Origin of the sequence: Psychrobacter piscatorii (assembly GCF_043641605.1) — a bacterium.
Taxonomy (GTDB): domain Bacteria; phylum Pseudomonadota; class Gammaproteobacteria; order Pseudomonadales; family Moraxellaceae; genus Psychrobacter; species Psychrobacter piscatorii_C.
Genome location: NZ_JBHZRK010000002.1, coordinates 55472 through 74502, shown reverse-complemented (window position 1 = coordinate 74502; position 19031 = coordinate 55472). Strand labels below are relative to the sequence as shown.

Here is a 19031-nt window from a genome sequence, read left to right as displayed (position 1 = left end):
TCATTAATTAAATCGCAAGGAGTGCAGAAAATGACAACAATAGATAAAGGTTTGTTTGATGATTTTATCCAAGCTCAAGATACTATCTATTCACAAGTAATTGAAGAGCTGACCCGAGGTCGTAAGCGTACGCATTGGATGTGGTTTGTTTTTCCACAGGTGAAAGGGTTAGGGCACAGTAAAATGTCTCGACGCTTCGCAATAGGGAGTCTAGAACAAGCAAAAGCGTATTTGCAGCATGAGGTGCTTGGAGCACGGTTAATAGAGTGCGCTGAATTATTGCAACTGCATCCTGATAAAAGGGCTTTAGATATCTTTGGTTCACCGGACAATTTGAAGCTGCAATCTTCGCTAACGTTATTTGCTTTTGCTGCTGGTAATAAGTGTGTATTTGAGCAGCTTTTATATCAGTTCTTCGCTGGCAGTTACGATATAAACACTATCAAGATGCTAAAGCAAATCAATGACCAGCAATCTAAGTAAATAAAACCGAATGTGATTTAACTAGTGCCAAAATTTGATACTTCTAATCATACCAAAAAATATTAATTATAAGTGAGTATAACCATGAAGTACCAGCTTGACACTTCGTATATAGATGACACACCTAATGCATTTCTATACCAACGAATTATGGATCGTTACCCTAAGTCTGTTATTGGTTGTTTTATTATCAGCGAGGATTGGGATGAGCAGGCGCTACTAGAGCTAAAAGAGAAGTCAGAGGCTTGGTTTCTAGTGGGATTGCAAATAAGTGATATGAATTTTGATCGCTTAGATATTATAGAGGGTATTGTTAAATGTCAGCCTGAAGATGCAAATCAAGTAGTTAAGTTGTTAAATATCAGTCCACGTGGCTTAATAGGTATAGATGTTATCGATATTAAAAGCTTATTCGAAAGAGAAAAATCGTATAAATTTATTCAAACTTATATAACAGATGGATTTGACACAGATATGATGAAAAATGCAGCCAATGAGTTGGTTGGTCAGTTCCCTAAAAACCTTAATATCAAAGGGCTATTGTTAGGTATTGAGAGTAGTGAAAGCCCCTCACTAGATACTATTTCTTATATAGTGGCATGTATTGAAAAGAACGTTATGGCTGATGAATTATATACGTACTACTGCACAAGTATGAGCGATGAGCCTAACTCTTTTCGATTAAGGACAATACATGCTGAAGGGTAAATAGAAGTTTAAAACAGGCGGACTGAGTTTATTATATTGTGATATTTTTCAACAAATGATAAGAATTCTAGTTATATATAATAGCTAACAACAACTAAAATCAGATAGGTATAAGTTCATGTCGGAAGAAAGTAGCATTGATGAAGCTTACAATATTCTAAGGGTTTCGAGTTTTCTATCTACAAAAGAGTATTCAAATAAAAAACTAGTTATACCTATTTATCAGCGACCTTACCGCTGGACAGAAAACAACATTATCGATTTGCTAACAGATTTGTACTACCAATGCACAAAGCTTGGTCATAACTTAGGTGATGTTTACAATCCAGATAATGCGTACCGCTTAGGTACTGTAGTTTTACATCAACATAATGATGAAGCAGGTCAAATGCAAGTTGATTTAGTTGATGGACAGCAGCGCGCTTTGACACTGCTACTGCTTATTAAGGCTGCCGCGGATTCCAAAAGATTTAAGGAGCAGTTTAATGGCTTTACTCCAGTAGAAATAAACCTTCCTGATTGTAGTGAAACTCAAAAAAACCTAAGTAAGAATCTTGAGTTTATAGAACGTCATGTCAGCAACCCAGAGTTTACACCAGAGGTATTAGATTTTTTACTGCATCATTGCGAAGTGGTTCAAGTAACCTTGCATGATCTATCTGAAGCCTTCCAATTTTTCGATTCACAAAACTCACGCGGTCTTGAATTGAGTCCTCATGATTTGCTAAAAGCGTTTCACTTACGTGAATTTTCTGCGTCAGAGAATAGTTTAAAAGAAGCCGTTGTGAATAATTGGGAACAAAAAAACACAAAGGATCTGAAATTGTTGTTCTCTAATTATCTATACCCTATCCGTCAGTGGAGTCTTGGCAAGCCTAATCTATACTTTTCAAAATCTGATATTCATGTATTTAAAGGGATTAATTTGAATAGTGAGTACTATCCACACTCATATCCTTTTCAAAAAGGGCTAAAAATCATCCATAATACAGTTGATAATTATAACCAACACGCACATCGTGATTTTGACCAACAAATAATGGAATACCCGTTTCAGATTACCCAAACATTGATTAATGGACGTCGCTTTTTTGATTGGGTTGGTTACTATCAAAAACTTCTAGACCCCTTGTTAAATAAGGCTATTGAAGAAAAAGATGATTGGCTAAAAGCTGCTTTATACCAGCAAGAAAAATTACAAAAGTCAGAGCATGGCAAAGTGTCTAGACCCACTGCTTTAACTATTATGCAGACCATAGATAATAGAAAAGAGGGTTACGAATATAGCCACTGGTGGCGCCAGGGTGATAGATACGTTCGTCGCCTGTTTAACGCGCTTGTTCTCTGTTATTACGACCGCTTTGGTGAGCAAGATTTAGCACGAGCAATTGAGTATATATTTATTTGGGCTTATTCATTGCGCCTACAGAATGCAAGCGTTTACTTGGAAAGTGTAGAAAAACACATTAGGCATAATAATTTATTCATGCGTTTACAGCAATCATTGTCGCCCGTTGATTTTTTGAATAAGCCACTACGGCAGCTTAATCAAAAAAATCTAAAAATAAGAAATTTAGAAACAGTAGCAGGCATCAAAACTATTTTTGAGGAGCTTGGCTACTATATATCAAAGCAAGTAACGGAGACTACCAATGTCCAGTAGCACTCAAAAAAGCCTTAATTTTCAGCAACTACTTGGTAAAGATCATTACAAGATACCAGTGTATCAACGTAACTACGACTGGGGCGAGCCTCAAATACAGCAACTTATCGATGATGTTCAAGATTTTGCAGGAAAAGAAGGTAAAACAACTGACTATTATATTGGTAGTTTAGTAGTACATGAGAAAAAAAATTACTTTGAAATTCTGGATGGTCAGCAGCGCTTTACCACATTAAGCTTATTAGCTTGTTATTTGAAACATCATATACCACATAGTTTTGAATGGTATAAGAAGGTAAATCTTGGCTTTGAGAGCCGAAGTAAGTCAGAATCTACAATCAATAAACTGTTTGACGTTTTTTGTTCAAGTGAAACATCTAAATACGATTCGCCGGGCAAGCTGTCTGAATTAGTAAACATAGTCAGTACCAATAAAAGTAATACTTCGATATTAGAGGGTTTTAAAGTTGTAGATCGAGTCATCAGTAGCAATTTTGCTGAAAAAGGAGCTATTTCGCTAAATGAATTTGCTAATTATTTATTAGAAAAGGTAAAAATCCTACGCGTCTGCGTACCTAAAAATACTGATGTTACACACTATTTCGAGGTGATGAATAATAGAGGGGAACAGCTAGAGAAGCATGAAGTGGTCAAAGCAAGCTTGCTATCTGCCGTCCAAGAAGATATGCAAGCTAGTGTTGTTATTCAGAAAGTATGGCTTGCCTGTGCAGATATGAGCCGTTATATACAATTGGGATTCTCGGTAGATGAGCGCAAAGCTATATTCAGTGAAGATTCTACAGATTTTTTATTGGAAAGATTTGATGATTTGACTAATAAGATTATCGTACAAAGCGACAGTTCATGTTCAAAGAATAGACTGCTCTCTTTTGAGGGTGCACTCGAGGTCGGTAAAGAATTAAGAGAAGAAGGGGATAGAGGTACAAGCAGTAATGATGATATTGATGAAGGAAAAGCGGAGCGATTTACGAGCGTTATCGATTTTCCTAATTTTCTTATGCACGTATTGCGCATTTATATAAAGTCACAGTCTGATGAAGACCTTCCTGCTTTAGATGATAAAGATTTAATTGATGCCTTCAAAAAATTTATAGGAGGAGACATTGAGAAAGTGAAGGTTTTTATTTTTTCATTGCTAAAGCTACGTTATTTATTTGATCAATATATTGTTAAGCGTGAGCGCGCAAGTGGCAAAGAAGATTGGTCATTAAAAAGGTATAAATTCGATAAAAATGGCTCAAGCTATGTGAATAGTTTCGGTATAGACGAAGGTGATAAATCTGGTGAAAATTTGTCTTGTATGATGCTACTTTCAGCCTTTCATGTGTCTTATCCAACTAACTCTCGTAAAAACTGGTTGTCTGCAGTTTTGTACTGGTTAAACGATAAAGAAAAATCAACTCCAATTAGGGCAGAAGAGTATCTAAAGTTTTTAGAAAGTCTTGCTCGAGCTTTTATGGTAAATCGTTATCTCACAACAACGCGTAAAGAGTTTAGAGATTTTATGTATATCATAGACAAGAGCGCAAAATTTACAGCTTCTAATGAAGTTCTTAGTGAATGCTTAAGGTATGGCCAGGTTAGAATATTTGCGTTTAATTACCTAGATTATCTATTGTGGAAAGATACTGAGTTACTTCAAGAAACAAAATCTAAATTTAGGTTTAGTTTCAAAAGTTCTGTTGAGCACTTTTCACCTCAAACCTCTAGAGTTAATGAGATATTATCTGAAACTGATTTACATGGGTTCGGAAACTTATGTTTAATGAGTATTAGTGAGAACTCGTCTTTAAGTAATGACACTCCTAAGCAAAAGGCTGAGATATTAGAGAGTCAGCGCAACAAGATGGCTCCATTAAGCTTGAAATTAGAGCTGATGATTGCAACACTAGAAGATAAATTATGGAACGATGAAGCCATAAAAGCACATAAAAATAAAGTATTTGAGGTTTTGAAGGAAGATATTGAATCAGCACTATAAGTTCTGAAAGTGACATTATCTAATGGAAAGGTAACAAGACCCGTAGGTATAGTCAAGTCTATATAAATCCGCTACATCGTCATCCTCGCTAAGCATACTAATGTATCGCTTGCACTCGGTTTCCTTGTATCGAAATTATATTGAACTGACTATATGTCTGTGGTAATACACTAAATTTTTATAGTGTTTAAGAGATATAACCGTCAAAAAAGCCAGCTTTAAACTGACCCCCAAATCTTAAACGGTTTAAGTTTATTTCAAGGACTGAGTTCTTTATTGCACAGGACTCAGTCCTTTTAGTTTAAGCTGAATTCTTTCATGATTGTAGTAGTGGATATACTCATGAATCTGTTTCTCTAACGCCTCAATCGAGCCTGGCTTCTCAATATAAATAGTCTCACACTTTAGTGTACCGAAGAAGCCTTCCATCAGCGCATTATCGAGGCAATTTCCTTTCCTGCTCATACTTTGTTTAATCTGATGCTTTTTGAGCGTCTTTTTAAACGGCTTCATCTGATAATGCCATCCCTGATCTGAATGTAGCATTAGCTTCTTATGACGGCTGGCTTTAGTTTTTTCCAGTGCCTGACTTAGCATTCGACTTACTAAATCATAGGTCAGCCTTTTTGAGAGCGTATAACTAATAATCTCATTATTATAACAATCGAGTATCGGTGATAAGTATAATTTGTTATCACCGACCTTAAACTCGGTAATGTCAGTGAGCCAACGCTCAAAGGGTCTACTTGCCTTGAACCGACGCTTTAGATGATTGTTTGATATTTTGCCTTGTTGCCCCTTATATGAGCGCCATTTTTGCTGTCGAATCCGTGCACTGAGCTTCAGCTGCTTCATAAGCTTGGCGATAAGTTTATGATAGGGATACTACCTTTATGTTTGGATGTGAGTCCAGACATATCGTAGAGTCGATAAGCTTTATGCCAATGGCTGATGAGAGCAGGTGAGCTAATATGAAATTTAAGTGCCGTTTCAGATTGGCTCAAACCTTCTGTCAATATCACTGTTATCACTTTATACTTAAAATCAGCACTATATCTGGTTTTGCTAGTTTTAGGCTTGATAGCATCGATACCACCGATTTGATATTGCTGGACCCATCTAGATACTATCTCCTTATCAAGTCCAAAATTCTTAGCTGTGGAAACTCCAGTACGTCCTTTTTTATAGTATGCAATGACCTTGATCTTAAAGTCTAGATCGTAACGCATAAAATAACCCCCATAAATTATGTCCAATTTATGGAGGCCAGTTCACTTAAGCTGTCTGGCTTTTTGATGGTTAACACTCATTTATTTTCTTTATCTGTCCGCCATAAAGCATGCTCACATATTGCACATAACCAACTGTCTTTTGCACGCATATAACGAATATCAGCAGGTACTTCAACTGGACAAGCATAGCCGCAGTACTCACATACAACATCGTCCAAGCATGCATGACACTGAGCAACTGTCTCAAAGAGTACTTGAGGACTTACCTCATATTTCTTACAAAGCGTCTTCACATGGTTAATAAAGCCGCTCTGATTATCATATGCCCAGTAATCCTTACATATTTTGATATCATATGGGCTATGCGTCATATTAGGCTGAAGTTTTACACTCATAATATTCTCCTCAGTAGCTGCCATAATCAGAGTGTGGTAATAGCTCGTAAAGCTCGCTCTGAAGCTGACAACGCATATCCTCAACCATATAACCAAGACTCGAATCCAAGCGCTTCTGCACCCACACACGCATCGCCATATCATTATTAAAGCACCGCTTCACTCCTAAGAAGCGTGCTAGGTTATGACCAGATGAAATATACAACTCACGCATTAATGCATTAGCAATAAGGTTTGCATCTGCACTGATTGCACCGTCAGGTTTAAGTTCAGCAAACAGCTCTTCATAATTGATAATTGTCATAGTGACGTCTCCTTGTCATGTTGTGCATTAGAGCTATTTGATGTGCTAGTTAGCTTTTCCTTGCTCGCAAGTAGCAAGTTATCCATCGCTGAGCCATCCTGACGGGTGATATCAGGCACATAGCGGCTATACACCCGAAACAGCATCTCTGTACTACTGTGACCCATCTGTCGAGCAATCCACTCAGGATTCTCACCAGCAGCGAGCCAAAGCGTCGCTGCGGTATGCCGAGTCTGATAAGCACGCCGGTGTTTAAGACCGAGTAGGGCAAGGGTGGGCTTCCATACCCGTCTATTCACATTACGGTACTCCATCGGATTGCCCTGTGAGTTGCAGAATACGAACTCTGACTTACCAAAGGTGCGAGTCTTTTGCTCTAGTAAGGCGTCATAGACTAACTGTGATATCGCAATATCACGTTGTGAGCCCAATGTCTTGGTTGGACCCATTTCACCATTAACTAACGCTCCTCGAATACTGATCTCACGCCTGTCAAAGTTAATGCAGTCCCACTTAAGCCCATCAATCTCACTGGTACGCATCCCAGTAAAGAAGCGAGTAGTGTAGTAGGGCCTATAATCAGCACGGACATGCTTTAAAATCAGCCATACTTCGCTCAATGTAAACGGATTTACATCAGGACGAGCTTGCTTGAGATTCTTAATATTTTTATAAGGCATCTCAAACTCATGGCGATCTGACGCTTCTTCTAGTATCATACGAAGAAGTATCATGATCTGGTTGATCCGTGCTACTGACAGACTTGACTGACCATCTTTACCGTAACGAACTTTGGCGAGGGAGCTACGGAAAGTCAGCAAGTCTGATTTTTTTATGGCATGTACCGCTTTACCACCAAACTCAGGTAAGAGATACTTATCTAGAATAATCTGTATCTTTTGCCGATAGCTCGGTCGCCATTCAATCTTCTTCTCCTCATACCAAATATCGACAAACTGCCTAAAGGTCGGATTGCGACTGATACAAGCTTCGGCTCTATCAGCCAGTGCCATCATCTCCTGTGCTCGTTCACTCTTTGGAAAGTAAGCGGCATAGTCGAAAATACCTAGAGTGATTTCTGCTTCCATTTTTTTCATGACTTGCGCTAATTTTTTACGATTAGCTGGGTTGTCTTCTAAACTGGTCTTTTCTCGACAGCGCTTACCTAAGTAGCGGAAATCGACGACCAGCTTGCCAAACCGTCCTCGCATAGTAGCCATAGTAAATCTCCTTATTTTTATTGAAGTGCCATTCCATTGATAGCGCTCATGACAGGTTTACACATATCTTCTTCGATACGCTCCCATACATATAAAATCTTACGACCACCAAAAGGGCGTATGTAATGGATATTCTCAATCAAGACGGTGTCTTTCATTTGATTGCGGATAGTACGTGCGTCGTACTTGATGCGTTCGGCTAACTCATCAGTTGTTAAATAAGTATTACTCATAGTATTTACCTCTTTTCAGTTATTAAATCATTGCATTAAGTGATAGAATAAAAATTATTTTATCAGCCTGTAAAAATGCATCTTGAAGGAATCAGTTATATTTTACCCGCTTGAAGGTAATTAATAACCGATTTGTGTAATATATTACCTTTTTACTGCAATGTAAAGCATTTTTACCCGAAAAGAGGTAAATTTTATGATCGTGTCTAAACTTCCTGTTATTTTGGCGGAGAAAAAATTGCGTGTAGCAGACGTTGTAAGAGCAACAGGCATGAGTAAATCAACCCTTCATAAACTATATAATGAAGAGTCATCTAGAATTGATTTCAATACTATTGACCAGCTATGTGAGTTTTTAGACGTGCAGGTGGGTGACTTGTTTATCTATAAGCCAAATAAAGACGTAGGTGACCAGTCCTAAAGACCTATAAAACTAGAAATATATGCGTAGAAGAAAGCGGTATAGCTTTATATGTAAGGCGCTTCAAAGTATAAAATTAAGGTCGGGGTTATTTTTTAATTTGCTTTTCTCTGATTTAGTCACGTTTTGGTCACGCTATGAACTAATTGTAAAAAAGCAGTGGAAAGGGAAAAGCGATGCTAAGAAAATATTTTCAGCATCGCTTCTTATAAAGGTAGGAATAATAAGTTGGGGTCAATTACAAAATCAGTATTTATAGCGTGGGCACGAAATGGTCACGTTTTGGTCACGGTGCTGATTTTGAGACTTTTATCTCGTTAGATTAACTTAATAGTTTGATGGATTAATAGTATATAAAAACGCTATAGCCCCCGAAAATTGGACAAAAAAAAGCCTCACTGTTAAGTGAGGCTTTTTAAGTATTTGGAGCGGGAAAAGAGATTCGAACTCTCGACCCCAACCTTGGCAAGGTTATGCTCTACCACTGAGCTATTCCCGCTAATTATCAATTAACTATCGTCAGTTGATGAAGGCGTATTATACGCAGTTTTTTTTATGTGTCAACACCTATGATGAAAAAAGTTAAAGTTATTAAAATAGGCATGTCTTCTATCTACAAATGTATGTTATAACGGTTCATTATAATATGTATTCCAAAAGCTTTGCATACATAAATAAGCTGGGATGCACATTATGATTTAATCACATTCACAATTATCAACACTTACGAAGATAAGTCATAAGGATAAAAAATGAGTCAACAGTATACCATCGCTGATTATTTGTTTGATCGTGTCGCAGAAGCGGGTGCTTCTGAGATATTCGGCGTACCAGGCGATTTTAACTTAACTTTTTTGGACAATGTCTTGGCCTCCGATAAGCTGCGCTGGGTGGGTAACACCAATGAGCTAAATGCAGGTTATGCGGCCGACGGCTATGCACGCGAGCGTGGCTTTGCCGCCATGGTGACGACTTTTGGCGTAGGCGAGCTGTCAGCGATTAACGCGACCGCAGGTTCTTTTGCTGAGTACGCGCCTGTATTGCACATCGTAGGTGCACCAAGCACAGCTTTGCAAGATTCAAAACGCCGTATTCATCATTCGCTTGGCGATGGCGTATTTAATCATTTTATTAAGATGGTTGAGCCCGTGACGGTAGCACGAGCGCAGCTTACTCCTGAAAATGCTGCTTCAGAAATTGATAGAGTCATTCGCTTAATTCTCAAAAAGCATCGTCCAGGTTACCTATTGCTATCACCAGACGTCGCGCGTCAGCCTATTTATCCGCCAACCACCAAGCTGATCGATAGCCAAGAAGATATCACCAGTCAAGCGGCACTAGCAGATTTCAAGCAAGCACTCACCGAGTTCTTGCCAAACAAGACAACGACGCTGATGGCAGATTTGATGGTGCATCGTTTGGGGTTGCAGTCACAGCTCAAAGCACTGATTGCTGATACCGATATTCCTTATACCACGCTATCGTGGGGCAAGACACTGCTTGATGAAAACAGCGATCGCTGGGCCGGGACTTATGCAGGCGTTGCCTCGCGCCCCATTGTCAAAGATGCAGTAGAAAACTGTGAATGTCTGATCAAAGTAGGGGTGCAATATACGGACACCACTACCGCGGGATTTAGCCAAGATATTGACGAGAGTATAGTAGTAGACTTGCATTATGAGCGTGCTTCTATTAGTGGAAAGAACTTTGCACCGATTGCCTTGCAAGATGCGTTACAGGCCTTGCATGAAGTCATGACCTCTGGCATCAATATCGTACCAAAACCATTCTGTGAGCCAGTTAAGCCGCATGAACAAAAAGGCGGGGATAATGAGGCGATTCGCCAAGATGACCTATGGCATATCATTGCTGATTGCTTAGATCGTAATAACCTAGTGTTCTCTGAGCAAGGAACAGCATACTTTGGCATCAGTGATGTACGTTTGCCAGAAGGGGTGACGTCATATGGGCAGCCAATGTGGGGATCAATCGGCTATACATTACCAGCCAGCTTAGGTGCAGCAGTTGCATCGCCAGATAAGCGCAGTGTTTTATTGATTGGTGATGGTTCAGCACTGCTCACTATCCAAGAGCTGGCGGTCATGATTCAAGAGCGTATCAATCCAGTCATCGTCTTAATCAATAACGACGGCTATACGGTAGAGCGTGCCATTCATGGCGAAAACCAATACTACAACGATATTCCTAAATGCGATTGGCAGATCATGCCAAAAGCGTTTGGCGCAACCGAAGCGAATAGCTTACTACTCAAAGCAGAAACAGCAGGCGAGCTAAAAGCGGCTTTAAACAAAGCTGCCGCGACTACTGATAAGCTTGTAATGATAGAAGTCATCGCTGATAAGCACGATATCCCGCCATTGCTAGCCGATATTAGCGCAGCATTAAAACCAAAGAAGGATTAAGTAACTTGTAAAAGCTTACTGAGTAAAAGAAAAAACCCCATTTAGCAACGTAGCTAAATGGGTTTTTTTGCATTTTTTGATCACACTAGTCAATTAATCAGCGACGCCTCTTATGTCAATTTGTAGACTCTAGTATGATGGCTGATTGGGCTATGTTCAGCCCGTCATACTCAATAGGAGAGTGATCCATCATGATCTGGCTAAAAATGCTTATTGGCGCTTTGATGGTATTGGCAATTCAATTATTTGCACAAACGCGATTTTTTATCTGGCGGCACTTGCGCCTCTTTTCCCTACGTTTACGCTCATCAGTCACTTCATTGTTGGTACTGAGCGCAGTCCTACTGATTTAAGGGTTGCCCTGATATTTAGCATGCTGGGTGTGATACCGCATTTGATTTATACCTTGGTGGTGTTTTTTAGCATCAGTTATATGAGCTTATATAAAGCACTGTTGTTAGGCGTTGTCGCTTGGACAGTAGCCGCCGCCATTTTGGTACTGACATGGCAATATATTCAGGGCTAAATACTGTCAAAAGACAGGACAAAAAAATAGCTAAATAAAGGTTATAATTTCACAGATACGCGCTGGTGTATTCGATAAATTTTCTCGAAATATTGTCTATAAATTTAGTAGCAGGTGTTACTCTTAATACCGATATAGAATCGGTGTAAATGGCTTTTATTAATAGCTCTGACAATCGCCACTGATGAGAAACTCTCTGGCGTGATATCTAATAACAGTGCGATAACGGAAATATTTTCGCAATCAAGTACTATTATGCTTCATTCAATATTGATGCAATAACTATAAAAAACAGGGCTTTAAAAAATGGATACCTTAAATATCCTATACCTCGTAGGGGCAGTACTCATTTTCGCCAGTATCATGGCGAGCACGTTATCGGCGCGTTTGGGTGTGCCCTTGCTATTGCTGTTTTTGATCGTCGGTATGTTGGCAGGCGAGCAGGGCATCTTGGGTATTGAATTTTCTCAATATGGGCTGGCCAATTTTGTGGGTCAAGCAGCGCTGGCTTGTATCCTATTAGATGGTGGTTTACGCACGTCTTTTAAGTCGTTTCGGGTCGGTTTAAAACCTGCGATTACCTTGGCTACTTGGGGCGTACTGGTCACGGTTTTGGTGCTCGGGGTATTCGTTACTTGGCTACTTGATGTCGACTGGCGTTTTGGTCTATTGATGGCAGCGATTGTTGGCTCAACCGATGCGGCTGCTGTATTCTCTCTACTACGTAATGGCGGAGTCAAGCTCAACGACCGCGTCCAAGCCACGCTCGAGTTAGAGTCTGGTGCCAACGATCCCTTGGCCATTTTATTAGTAACGGGTTTGATTGCCCTAAACGTCGACCCTGCTGGTCAGACAGTATTTGGCTTTTTGGTCTTACTGTTGCAACAGTTGAGCTTTGGATTAGGGATGGGCTTGCTCTTTGGTTATTTGTTATCTCGACTATTGCCCAAGATACATCTGGCAGAGGGCATGTACGCCATTTTGATACTCTCCGCGGGCTTAGCCGTATTTGCTGCGACCAACTTGATCGGCGGTAGTGGGTTTTTGGCGGTGTATCTCACAGGGGTACTGATAGGCAACCATAAGGTACGCTCAACCGAGCATGTCATGCGCGTGATGGACAGCTTCGCTTGGCTATCGCAAGCGGTATTGTTTGTGGTATTGGGGCTGCTGGTTACTCCATCAAATGTTCTTAATGTCTGGCATTATTCGGTGGCGATAGCGGCCTTTATGATCTTTGTTGCCCGTCCTATCGCGGTCTATACCAGTGTGAAGCCGTTTAAGTTTAAAGATCGTGAGATTGGGTTTATCTCTTGGGTCGGATTGCGCGGTGCCGTTCCTATTACCCTTGCGATTTTGCCCGTCATGGCGGGGATAGATAACGCCTTTATGCTGTTTGATATTGCGTTTGGGGTTGTGGTGTTGTCACTGATTTTGCAAGGTACGACCATTCCTACTATGGCAAATCTATTTAAAGTACGTATTCCAACCAATAAAGATCCCAAAGAAGAACACGAGGTTTGGGTATCGGATAAAGCGAGTATTACCTTATACGAGTTTGAGGCGCAATCAGGCGCATTTGCTATTGGCCGTCATCCTATGGGTATCTCTAAAGGCATCAGCCCTGATGAGATCAGTATATTTGCGCTGGTGCGCGGTCAACAAATCGTCGTCGTCGATGAAAATACAAAAATAAAATTTGGTGATAGTGTTTGGTACGCCATGCGAGGCAATCACGCCAGTAAAATTGCCAAGATTTTTAATGACACAACGTTAGATCGTAAGGCTATCGATGACTTTTATGGTGATTGGTTGCTGTCACCCAGTGTCAAACTCGGAGATTTGCCATTTTTTACGGAAGTCATGGCATCCGAAACGTTAGTAAAAACCCTCAAGACGACAGACGAAGCTCATGCACAAAACATGTGGGAGCAGACGGTCGCTGAGTATGTGACATCACATTTAGGTACCGCACCCGTTTCAGGCGATACAGTTGTGGTGAACGATGAGTGGTCACTGGTCATCAAGGAAGTAGGCGAAAAAGGTAAGCTTAGAAGCATTGGTCTCAAGCATCAACAACCGTCTGTAGTAGTGCAGTGATAATAGTCCTCTTTTTATAATAAGTTCATCATCTTATTTAAAAAGTCAGCGGCTTGTTTGTGCTGATTTTCTCGATATGCCCAGTGGTGCTCGACATCGTAGCTTGCTTCATTGGGCAGGAGTATTTTCATCAGTCCCATGCCCTCATAACGTCTCGCCAAATCACGCGGTAAGTACCCTACATGGTGGCCTGCAAGGATAAGCTGCGCGGTTGCCTCCATGTGATATGTGGTGGCACTTAGGGTTTTTGGGCGGATATGATTGATATGATGCTCGACCACGTAGCCCCTTTTTATCCACGGATAATTCTGCTCTAAATCCTCAAAAGTCAATCCTTCTGAGTTATAAAATAGCTTATGCTCACGTCCGCAGCAGACCACTTGTTTTTCGACAAATGCTGGCTTAAAGGTAAGTAACGGCGGAAAGCTACCAAAATAACCCACACCAATGTCACTCTCGTTGCTAACGAGCTTTTCTAGCATGCTCTCAGGGCTTTGCACATCGATAGAAAAGTGTATCAGTGGGTTTTCTCGGTAGCTGCTAGCAAGACGTTGTCTAAGCGCATCATAAAAAAACTTGGGCATCTGATCAATCAAGCAAAGCCTAATGTGCCCGCCGTGCACTGAGTCTAATTGCTTAATATAGTGCAGCTGATGTTGAAAACTCGCGACCGATTCGGTAAAGCCCAGACATGCCTCATAGACAGCCGCGCCATCCTCTGTCAGTTTAAATCCTGCTCGACCGCGATGGCAAAGTGTCATGCCCAAGCGGTCTTCTAAGTGAGTCAAATGTCCACTAATCACTGAGGTCGTGACATTCAAACGCGACTGAGCAGCAGTCACGCCTTGACACTCCACGATAGCCATAAAGCTACGTAGCGTTTTGATATCTATTTTTATCAGCTCATCTAATATCATACTCGACCCCTTACTTTCACAATAATGTGCTATCGCAACAAATTACTTTATCCATTAAACCTACTTTATCAAGTAATTGTATCCTTCTTAAACTTCTGGTAATAACCAATAAAACAAGTTTACTACGAAAAAGCAGAAGTTTACTTCTAAATTTTACCATGGTTCCTTCCCATATTTTTATGTATTGTCAATTGTATGTAGCAAATTGTGTATATAAATCAAACAAAATAGGGAAGTAACTGATGACATTCAATCAACCATTAAGTGGCAATGATATGCCAAGATTTGGCGGTTTCGCTTCTATGATGCGCTTGCCGACTCAGGCTGATGCCGAAGGGTTAGATGTGGCATTTGTTGGTGTGCCTTTAGATATTGGCGCATCAAACCGTAGTGGTGCCAGATTGGGGCCTAGACAGATTCGTGATGAGTCAAGAATGATTCGTCCTTACAACGTGGCCACGCGTGCCGCACCATTTGAGTCATTGCAAGTTGCTGACATCGGTGATGTGCCTATCAATACGTTTAACCTGCTAAAAAGCGTCGATATCATCGAAAAATTCTATACCGATAAAGTCGTTAAACATGGCGCAATTCCTTTAACGTTGGGCGGCGACCATACCATCGCACTGCCTATCCTGCGGGCACTTGCCAAAAAACATGGCCCTGTCGGTATGGTGCACATCGATGCTCACGCTGATATCAACGACGACATGTTTGGCGAAAAAATCGCTCATGGCACACCGTTCCGCCGCGCGGTCGAAGAGAACCTCATCGATGGTAATCGCGTGGTACAGATTGGTCTGCGCGGTACAGGCTATAGCGCCGAAGAGTTTGACTGGTCAACCCAGCAAGGATTTCGCGTGGTACCGGCAGAAGAGTGCTGGTATAAGTCGCTCGCGCCGCTCATGGCAGAAGTACGCGAAAAGCTAGGCGATGGCCCTGTTTATCTAAGTTTCGATATCGATGGGATTGACCCTGCGTTTGCGCCCGGTACGGGTACGGCTGAGATCGGTGGTTTGACTTCCACTCAAGGTATCGAAATCATTCGTGGCATGCGTGGTCTTGATGTGGTCGGTGGTGACTTGGTCGAAGTATCACCGCCGTATGATCCATTTGGCAACACCTCTGTACTGGCTGCGAACTTATTGTTTGAGATGCTATGTATCCTACCGGGTGTGCGCTATGACGATAAGGTCAAAGCGGTTTACTAAAAGCAGACTCTTATTGGCTAGAGTTGGCACATAGGACAGCTATCCGAATAGGGTATGTGAGTAGACAAGGACATGGTTATCAGCGTTTTTGAGCAGCTGGTATGAATATAATTCGGTTAAGGAAGACCCCAATGAGTAAATCCTCTTCATTTTTTGGTCAAGACACGCTCTCTCCAAATGAGGTTGGGCATAGTCTAGGTTCGATTGGTACATTTGCGCTATGGTTCGGTGCCAATATCGTGGTGACGACTATTTTAACGGGCATGTTACTCGTACCTGATTTACGGTTTACTACGGCTATCACCACCGTGCTTATTGGCTCATTAATCGGAGCAATACCGCTGCTATTGGTTGGTCTAATGGGGCAGCGCACAGGTTTGCCTTCGATGGCGTTGACGCGCCGCGCTTATGGCCCCGTTGGTAGTCAGCTCATCTCGTTAGTGAATATGGGAGTACTGATTGCATGGAGTTGTATTCAGGCGCTGCTGGCTGGCATGAGTCTTGATTACGCAATCGAAGCCACTACAGGTTATAGCAATCTGCCGCTGTTTGTTATTTTATGCGAGACAGTGGTAGTGCTTATCGTGTTGCGTGGTCACCTCGGTATTGAGCTTGTCGAACGTTGGGCCGCATTAGCCATGGCGGCGCTTACCGTCATAGTGCTCTATCAGCTAAACCAACATTATGATGTTTCAACACTGTTTGAGATGCCCGTTGAATCGCGTAATGGCATTACCTTAGGTATCGCCTTTGATATCGTCATTGCTACTGCCTTTTCGTGGATGTCTTCGGCTGCTGATTACAATCGCAATTGTAAATCGCCAAAAGTTGCCATATGGGGCACTTATTTTGGCTACATTGTGGCAGCCATCGTTGCCATGGGTTTAGGTGCGACTATCTCAGGTCTCTCTATCATGTATGGTATGGAGCAGACTTATGATCCGACGCGCTTGCTCGCTGACTTTGGTTTTGGTTTGCCAGCTGCACTGGTTATTTTCTTCTCGGTCATGACCACCAATGTCATGGCAGTCTATAGCGCAACGCTATCTTGTATGAACATCAAACCCAATATGAGCTTTTGGAAACCTGCTCTTATCATTGGTCTGGTCACTATTTTTGGTGCGCTCATTCCGGGTATCTTAGATCAGTTTCAAAACTTCCTATTGATCGTAGGCGCGCTATTCATCCCCGCATTTTCAGTCATGATTGTCGATTATTACCTTGTTAGTAAAGAAGGCTATACGGCAAAGCTACTTGACGCCACGCATCAATTGGGACGTCTGACGGCAAGGATTGCGATTGCAGCTTACGTGATTGGCGCGGCTCTAGCAGCTTACTGGACATTGATTGCGCCGCCGTCATTTGGTGCATCGTTACCTGTCTTTATCATCACAGGCGGTCTCTACTGGTTAGGCGCGACGTTGTTTACTCGCCCGAGTGATGCTGTCACTCCAGCTCAAGAGGAGGGCGCATTATGAAACTGATGATCGCTCAAACCAATCCTTTATGGGCTGAACCAGCTGCCAACCTAGAGGCGTTAGAATCGCTTTGCCGCCTAGCTATGGAGGCAAAAGTAGATCTGATCGCACTACCAGAGCTTGCATTTACAGGCTACAACATCTTTGAGCGCCTTGATGATTTAGCAGAAGAGATCGATGGCCCTATTGTCACTGAGGTAGCGAGACTTGCTAGTCAGTACAATTTACATGTGCTATTTGGTCTCGCTGAACGCCGATCCCATGGTGAGCTGAGTAACGTTGCCATATTAATAGATGACAACGGCAAGCATCTTGCGACTTATGATAAGCGTTACTTATGGGATCGCGAACATCAGTTTTTTACAGCAGGTAAAAAGTCCTGCATCGTCGATACGCGATTCGGTAAATTGGGTTTGATGATTTGTTATGACAATGAATTCCCAGAAGTGGCAAGAGAGCTGGCGCAAGCAGGGGCACAAATCATCCTATCACCGACAGCAAACATGCTGCCAAATGCAGAGCGTCAAGTGCTCCAAATACGTGCTCGAGCCATGGACAATCAATGCTTTGTCGCTTGTATCAATCGTTCGGGCGTAGAAGAGAATCTGCATTATTGTGGCAATAGCATCGTCGCTGGCCCCGACGGTGAGGTGCTGGGCAGACTTGGCTTAGCGGTTGGCACCATGATAGTAGATATCGATCTCTCCCGCATCGATGAAAGCCGCACACATCAAAACTATCTTAGTGACTTAAATCTCAGTGACTTAAATCTCAGTGACTTAAATCTCAGTGACTTAAATCTCAGTGACTTAAATCTCAGTGACTTAAATCTTAGCCGCTCGGATATATCTAATGGAGCTGACTTATGAGTGCACAATCATTAGCGCGTATCAAGCCAGAGAACTGGTATCGCACCACCGCGCATAGCGATGGTATTACGCTCATCGATGAACCGTGGATCAAGCCATTTTTTCGCTGCAATTTGTGGCACGTGCGTGGCAGCCGGCGTGATTTATTAGTAGATTTCGGATTGGGTGCGGTGCCGCTGCGTCGTCATGTCGCTTTGCTCAGTGATCGCGATATCGTGGGCGTTGCCAGTCATACGCATTTTGATCACATTGGTGCGGCGAGCGAGTTTGACTGCTGTCATGTGCATTCTGCTGAAGCGCATATTCTCGCTGAACCAGACAATGCCCGTACGTTGGCGGATATGTTCGTCAATGACGAGATGTTTGACGCGCTACCGCCCGAGCCTTATGCCCATTGTGGCTACAAAATTGCTGCACCTGCCAAAATTATGCCATTAGAAGATGGTGACATGATTGACTTGGGTAATCGTCAATTTGAGGTGATTCATACACCCGGTCACTCACCAGGTGGTATCGCCTTGTGGGAGGCGGCGAGCGAAACGCTCATTTCTGGCGATCTCATCTATGACGGTCCATTGATCGAAGATACATGGCACAGCGACATGGCTGACTATGCCAAAAGCATGCGCCGTCTTAATGCGTTGCCTGTGCGAGTCGTTCATGGCGGTCACTTTCCTAGTTTTTCAGGCAAGCATCTGCACGTAATGATTGATGACTGGTTAAGGCATCATGATTTGTGATTGATCGCACTTAGCTAGAATCTAAAACAAATGGCTATTCAATATAAGTAGCTACTAAAAAAATAATGACGCTATAAATAACAACGATAAGCAATAAGCAATTTTC

Annotated in this window: 19 protein-coding genes and 1 tRNA gene; 12 read left to right on the top strand and 8 right to left on the bottom strand. The window is 41.9% G+C overall.

Annotated features, from left to right (window positions below; genetic code table 11):
• The first annotated feature begins 30 nt into the window (after positions 1–30).
• The 4 genes from ACHUET_RS02720 to ACHUET_RS02705 all read left to right on the top strand — a co-directional run bounded on the left by ACHUET_RS02720 (position 31) and on the right by ACHUET_RS02705 (position 4856).
• Complete coding sequence (locus ACHUET_RS02720; RefSeq protein ID WP_394210450.1) at positions 31–483, top strand: DUF1810 domain-containing protein; 453 nt, start codon at positions 31–33, stop codon at positions 481–483.
• A gap of 150 nt (positions 484–633) precedes the next feature.
• Positions 634–1191: a hypothetical protein gene (locus ACHUET_RS02715; protein WP_394210449.1), complete on the top strand. Its 558-nt coding sequence runs from the start codon at positions 634–636 to the stop codon at positions 1189–1191.
• 118 nt (positions 1192–1309) lie between these two features.
• Positions 1310–2854: a DUF262 domain-containing protein gene (locus ACHUET_RS02710; protein WP_394210447.1), complete on the top strand. Its 1545-nt coding sequence runs from the start codon at positions 1310–1312 to the stop codon at positions 2852–2854.
• Entirely contained in the window at positions 2844–4856 is a 2013-nt protein-coding gene (locus tag ACHUET_RS02705; RefSeq protein ID WP_394210446.1) for a DUF262 domain-containing protein, read from the top strand. Before ACHUET_RS02710 ends, ACHUET_RS02705 begins: the two co-directional genes overlap by 11 nt.
• A gap of 273 nt (positions 4857–5129) precedes the next feature.
• Here the strand turns inward: ACHUET_RS02705 and ACHUET_RS02700 are convergent, their stop codons facing one another.
• From ACHUET_RS02700 to ACHUET_RS02675, 6 genes are all read right to left on the bottom strand, one after another.
• Positions 5130–5711 carry an IS3 family transposase gene (locus ACHUET_RS02700; RefSeq protein ID WP_394210444.1) on the bottom strand — a complete coding sequence of 194 codons (582 nt, stop codon included), beginning with the start codon at positions 5709–5711 and terminating at the stop codon, positions 5130–5132.
• Complete coding sequence (locus tag ACHUET_RS02695; RefSeq protein WP_394210442.1) at positions 5708–6085, bottom strand: helix-turn-helix domain-containing protein; 378 nt, start codon at positions 6083–6085, stop codon at positions 5708–5710. Before ACHUET_RS02695 ends, ACHUET_RS02700 begins: the two co-directional genes overlap by 4 nt.
• A 77-nt stretch (positions 6086–6162) precedes the next feature.
• Positions 6163–6483, bottom strand: a complete 321-nt coding sequence (locus ACHUET_RS02690; RefSeq protein WP_394210440.1) for a hypothetical protein — start codon at positions 6481–6483, stop codon at positions 6163–6165.
• A gap of 10 nt (positions 6484–6493) precedes the next feature.
• Positions 6494–6787 (bottom strand): hypothetical protein, encoded by a 294-nt coding sequence (locus tag ACHUET_RS02685; RefSeq protein ID WP_394210438.1) that lies wholly within the window; start codon positions 6785–6787, stop codon positions 6494–6496.
• On the bottom strand, positions 6784–8007 hold the full coding sequence (locus ACHUET_RS02680) for a tyrosine-type recombinase/integrase (protein ID WP_394210436.1): 1224 nt from the start codon (positions 8005–8007) through the stop codon (positions 6784–6786). The genes ACHUET_RS02685 and ACHUET_RS02680 overlap by 4 nt, the downstream gene beginning before the upstream one ends.
• Positions 8008–8024: 17 nt before the next feature.
• Complete coding sequence (locus ACHUET_RS02675; RefSeq protein ID WP_011513303.1) at positions 8025–8240, bottom strand: hypothetical protein; 216 nt, start codon at positions 8238–8240, stop codon at positions 8025–8027.
• A 196-nt stretch (positions 8241–8436) separates the two neighbouring features.
• On the opposite strand from ACHUET_RS02675, the gene ACHUET_RS02670 reads away from it, so the two are divergent.
• Positions 8437–8661, top strand: a complete 225-nt coding sequence (locus tag ACHUET_RS02670; protein ID WP_193008784.1) for a helix-turn-helix domain-containing protein — start codon at positions 8437–8439, stop codon at positions 8659–8661.
• Positions 8662–9085: 424 nt separating this feature from the next.
• On the opposite strand, the gene ACHUET_RS02665 is transcribed toward ACHUET_RS02670, so the two are convergent.
• Positions 9086–9160 (bottom strand) — tRNA-Gly (locus ACHUET_RS02665).
• A 253-nt stretch (positions 9161–9413) separates the two neighbouring features.
• Between ACHUET_RS02665 and ACHUET_RS02660 the strand changes: the two genes are divergently transcribed.
• The 3 genes from ACHUET_RS02660 to ACHUET_RS02650 all read left to right on the top strand — a co-directional run bounded on the left by ACHUET_RS02660 (position 9414) and on the right by ACHUET_RS02650 (position 13710).
• On the top strand, positions 9414–11084 hold the full coding sequence (locus ACHUET_RS02660) for an alpha-keto acid decarboxylase family protein (RefSeq protein WP_394210434.1): 1671 nt from the start codon (positions 9414–9416) through the stop codon (positions 11082–11084).
• Positions 11085–11265: 181 nt separating this feature from the next.
• Positions 11266–11610 carry a GlpM family protein gene (locus tag ACHUET_RS02655; RefSeq protein ID WP_394210432.1) on the top strand — a complete coding sequence of 115 codons (345 nt, stop codon included), beginning with the start codon at positions 11266–11268 and terminating at the stop codon, positions 11608–11610.
• Positions 11611–11916: 306 nt separating this feature from the next.
• Positions 11917–13710, top strand: a complete 1794-nt coding sequence (locus tag ACHUET_RS02650) for a potassium/proton antiporter (RefSeq protein ID WP_394210430.1) — start codon at positions 11917–11919, stop codon at positions 13708–13710.
• Positions 13711–13724: 14 nt separating this feature from the next.
• On the opposite strand, the gene ACHUET_RS02645 is transcribed toward ACHUET_RS02650, so the two are convergent.
• A complete protein-coding gene (locus ACHUET_RS02645) occupies positions 13725–14627 on the bottom strand; it encodes a LysR family transcriptional regulator (RefSeq protein ID WP_394210429.1) in 903 nt (300 codons plus the stop codon).
• A 242-nt stretch (positions 14628–14869) separates the two neighbouring features.
• On the opposite strand from ACHUET_RS02645, the gene speB reads away from it, so the two are divergent.
• The 4 genes from speB (at position 14870) to ACHUET_RS02625 (ending at position 18925) form a co-directional block, all read left to right on the top strand.
• On the top strand, positions 14870–15838 hold the full coding sequence (gene speB, locus ACHUET_RS02640) for an agmatinase (RefSeq protein ID WP_394210427.1): 969 nt from the start codon (positions 14870–14872) through the stop codon (positions 15836–15838).
• Between the two features lie 131 nt (positions 15839–15969).
• Positions 15970–17316, top strand: coding sequence for a purine-cytosine permease family protein (locus ACHUET_RS02635; RefSeq protein WP_394210425.1), 1347 nt, complete (start codon positions 15970–15972; stop codon positions 17314–17316).
• Complete coding sequence (locus ACHUET_RS02630; RefSeq protein ID WP_394210423.1) at positions 17313–18185, top strand: nitrilase-related carbon-nitrogen hydrolase; 873 nt, start codon at positions 17313–17315, stop codon at positions 18183–18185. The genes ACHUET_RS02635 and ACHUET_RS02630 overlap by 4 nt, the downstream gene beginning before the upstream one ends.
• Complete coding sequence (locus ACHUET_RS02625; protein WP_394210421.1) at positions 18182–18925, top strand: MBL fold metallo-hydrolase; 744 nt, start codon at positions 18182–18184, stop codon at positions 18923–18925. Before ACHUET_RS02630 ends, ACHUET_RS02625 begins: the two co-directional genes overlap by 4 nt.
• Positions 18926–19031: the final 106 nt, after the last annotated feature.

Bases quoted from the DNA above. Each gene is read 5' to 3' on its own strand.
- ACHUET_RS02680 (WP_394210436.1), bottom strand. From the start codon at position 8,007: ATGGCTACTATGCGAGGACGGTTTGGCAAGCTGGTCGTCGATTTCCGC.
- ACHUET_RS02695 (WP_394210442.1), bottom strand. From the start codon at position 6,085: ATGCGTTACGATCTAGACTTTAAGATCAAGGTCATTGCATACTATAAA.
- ACHUET_RS02625 (WP_394210421.1), top strand. From the start codon at position 18,182: ATGAGTGCACAATCATTAGCGCGTATCAAGCCAGAGAACTGGTATCGC.
- ACHUET_RS02720 (WP_394210450.1), top strand. From the start codon at position 31: ATGACAACAATAGATAAAGGTTTGTTTGATGATTTTATCCAAGCTCAA.
- ACHUET_RS02675 (WP_011513303.1), bottom strand. From the start codon at position 8,240: ATGAGTAATACTTATTTAACAACTGATGAGTTAGCCGAACGCATCAAG.
- ACHUET_RS02670 (WP_193008784.1), top strand. From the start codon at position 8,437: ATGATCGTGTCTAAACTTCCTGTTATTTTGGCGGAGAAAAAATTGCGT.
- ACHUET_RS02685 (WP_394210438.1), bottom strand. From the start codon at position 6,787: ATGACAATTATCAATTATGAAGAGCTGTTTGCTGAACTTAAACCTGAC.
- ACHUET_RS02660 (WP_394210434.1), top strand. From the start codon at position 9,414: ATGAGTCAACAGTATACCATCGCTGATTATTTGTTTGATCGTGTCGCA.
- ACHUET_RS02705 (WP_394210446.1), top strand. From the start codon at position 2,844: ATGTCCAGTAGCACTCAAAAAAGCCTTAATTTTCAGCAACTACTTGGT.
- ACHUET_RS02645 (WP_394210429.1), bottom strand. From the start codon at position 14,627: ATGATATTAGATGAGCTGATAAAAATAGATATCAAAACGCTACGTAGC.
- ACHUET_RS02700 (WP_394210444.1), bottom strand. From the start codon at position 5,711: ATGAAGCAGCTGAAGCTCAGTGCACGGATTCGACAGCAAAAATGGCGC.
- speB (WP_394210427.1), top strand. From the start codon at position 14,870: ATGACATTCAATCAACCATTAAGTGGCAATGATATGCCAAGATTTGGC.
- ACHUET_RS02635 (WP_394210425.1), top strand. From the start codon at position 15,970: ATGAGTAAATCCTCTTCATTTTTTGGTCAAGACACGCTCTCTCCAAAT.
- ACHUET_RS02630 (WP_394210423.1), top strand. From the start codon at position 17,313: ATGAAACTGATGATCGCTCAAACCAATCCTTTATGGGCTGAACCAGCT.
- ACHUET_RS02690 (WP_394210440.1), bottom strand. From the start codon at position 6,483: ATGAGTGTAAAACTTCAGCCTAATATGACGCATAGCCCATATGATATC.
- ACHUET_RS02650 (WP_394210430.1), top strand. From the start codon at position 11,917: ATGGATACCTTAAATATCCTATACCTCGTAGGGGCAGTACTCATTTTC.
- ACHUET_RS02715 (WP_394210449.1), top strand. From the start codon at position 634: ATGGATCGTTACCCTAAGTCTGTTATTGGTTGTTTTATTATCAGCGAG.
- ACHUET_RS02710 (WP_394210447.1), top strand. From the start codon at position 1,310: ATGTCGGAAGAAAGTAGCATTGATGAAGCTTACAATATTCTAAGGGTT.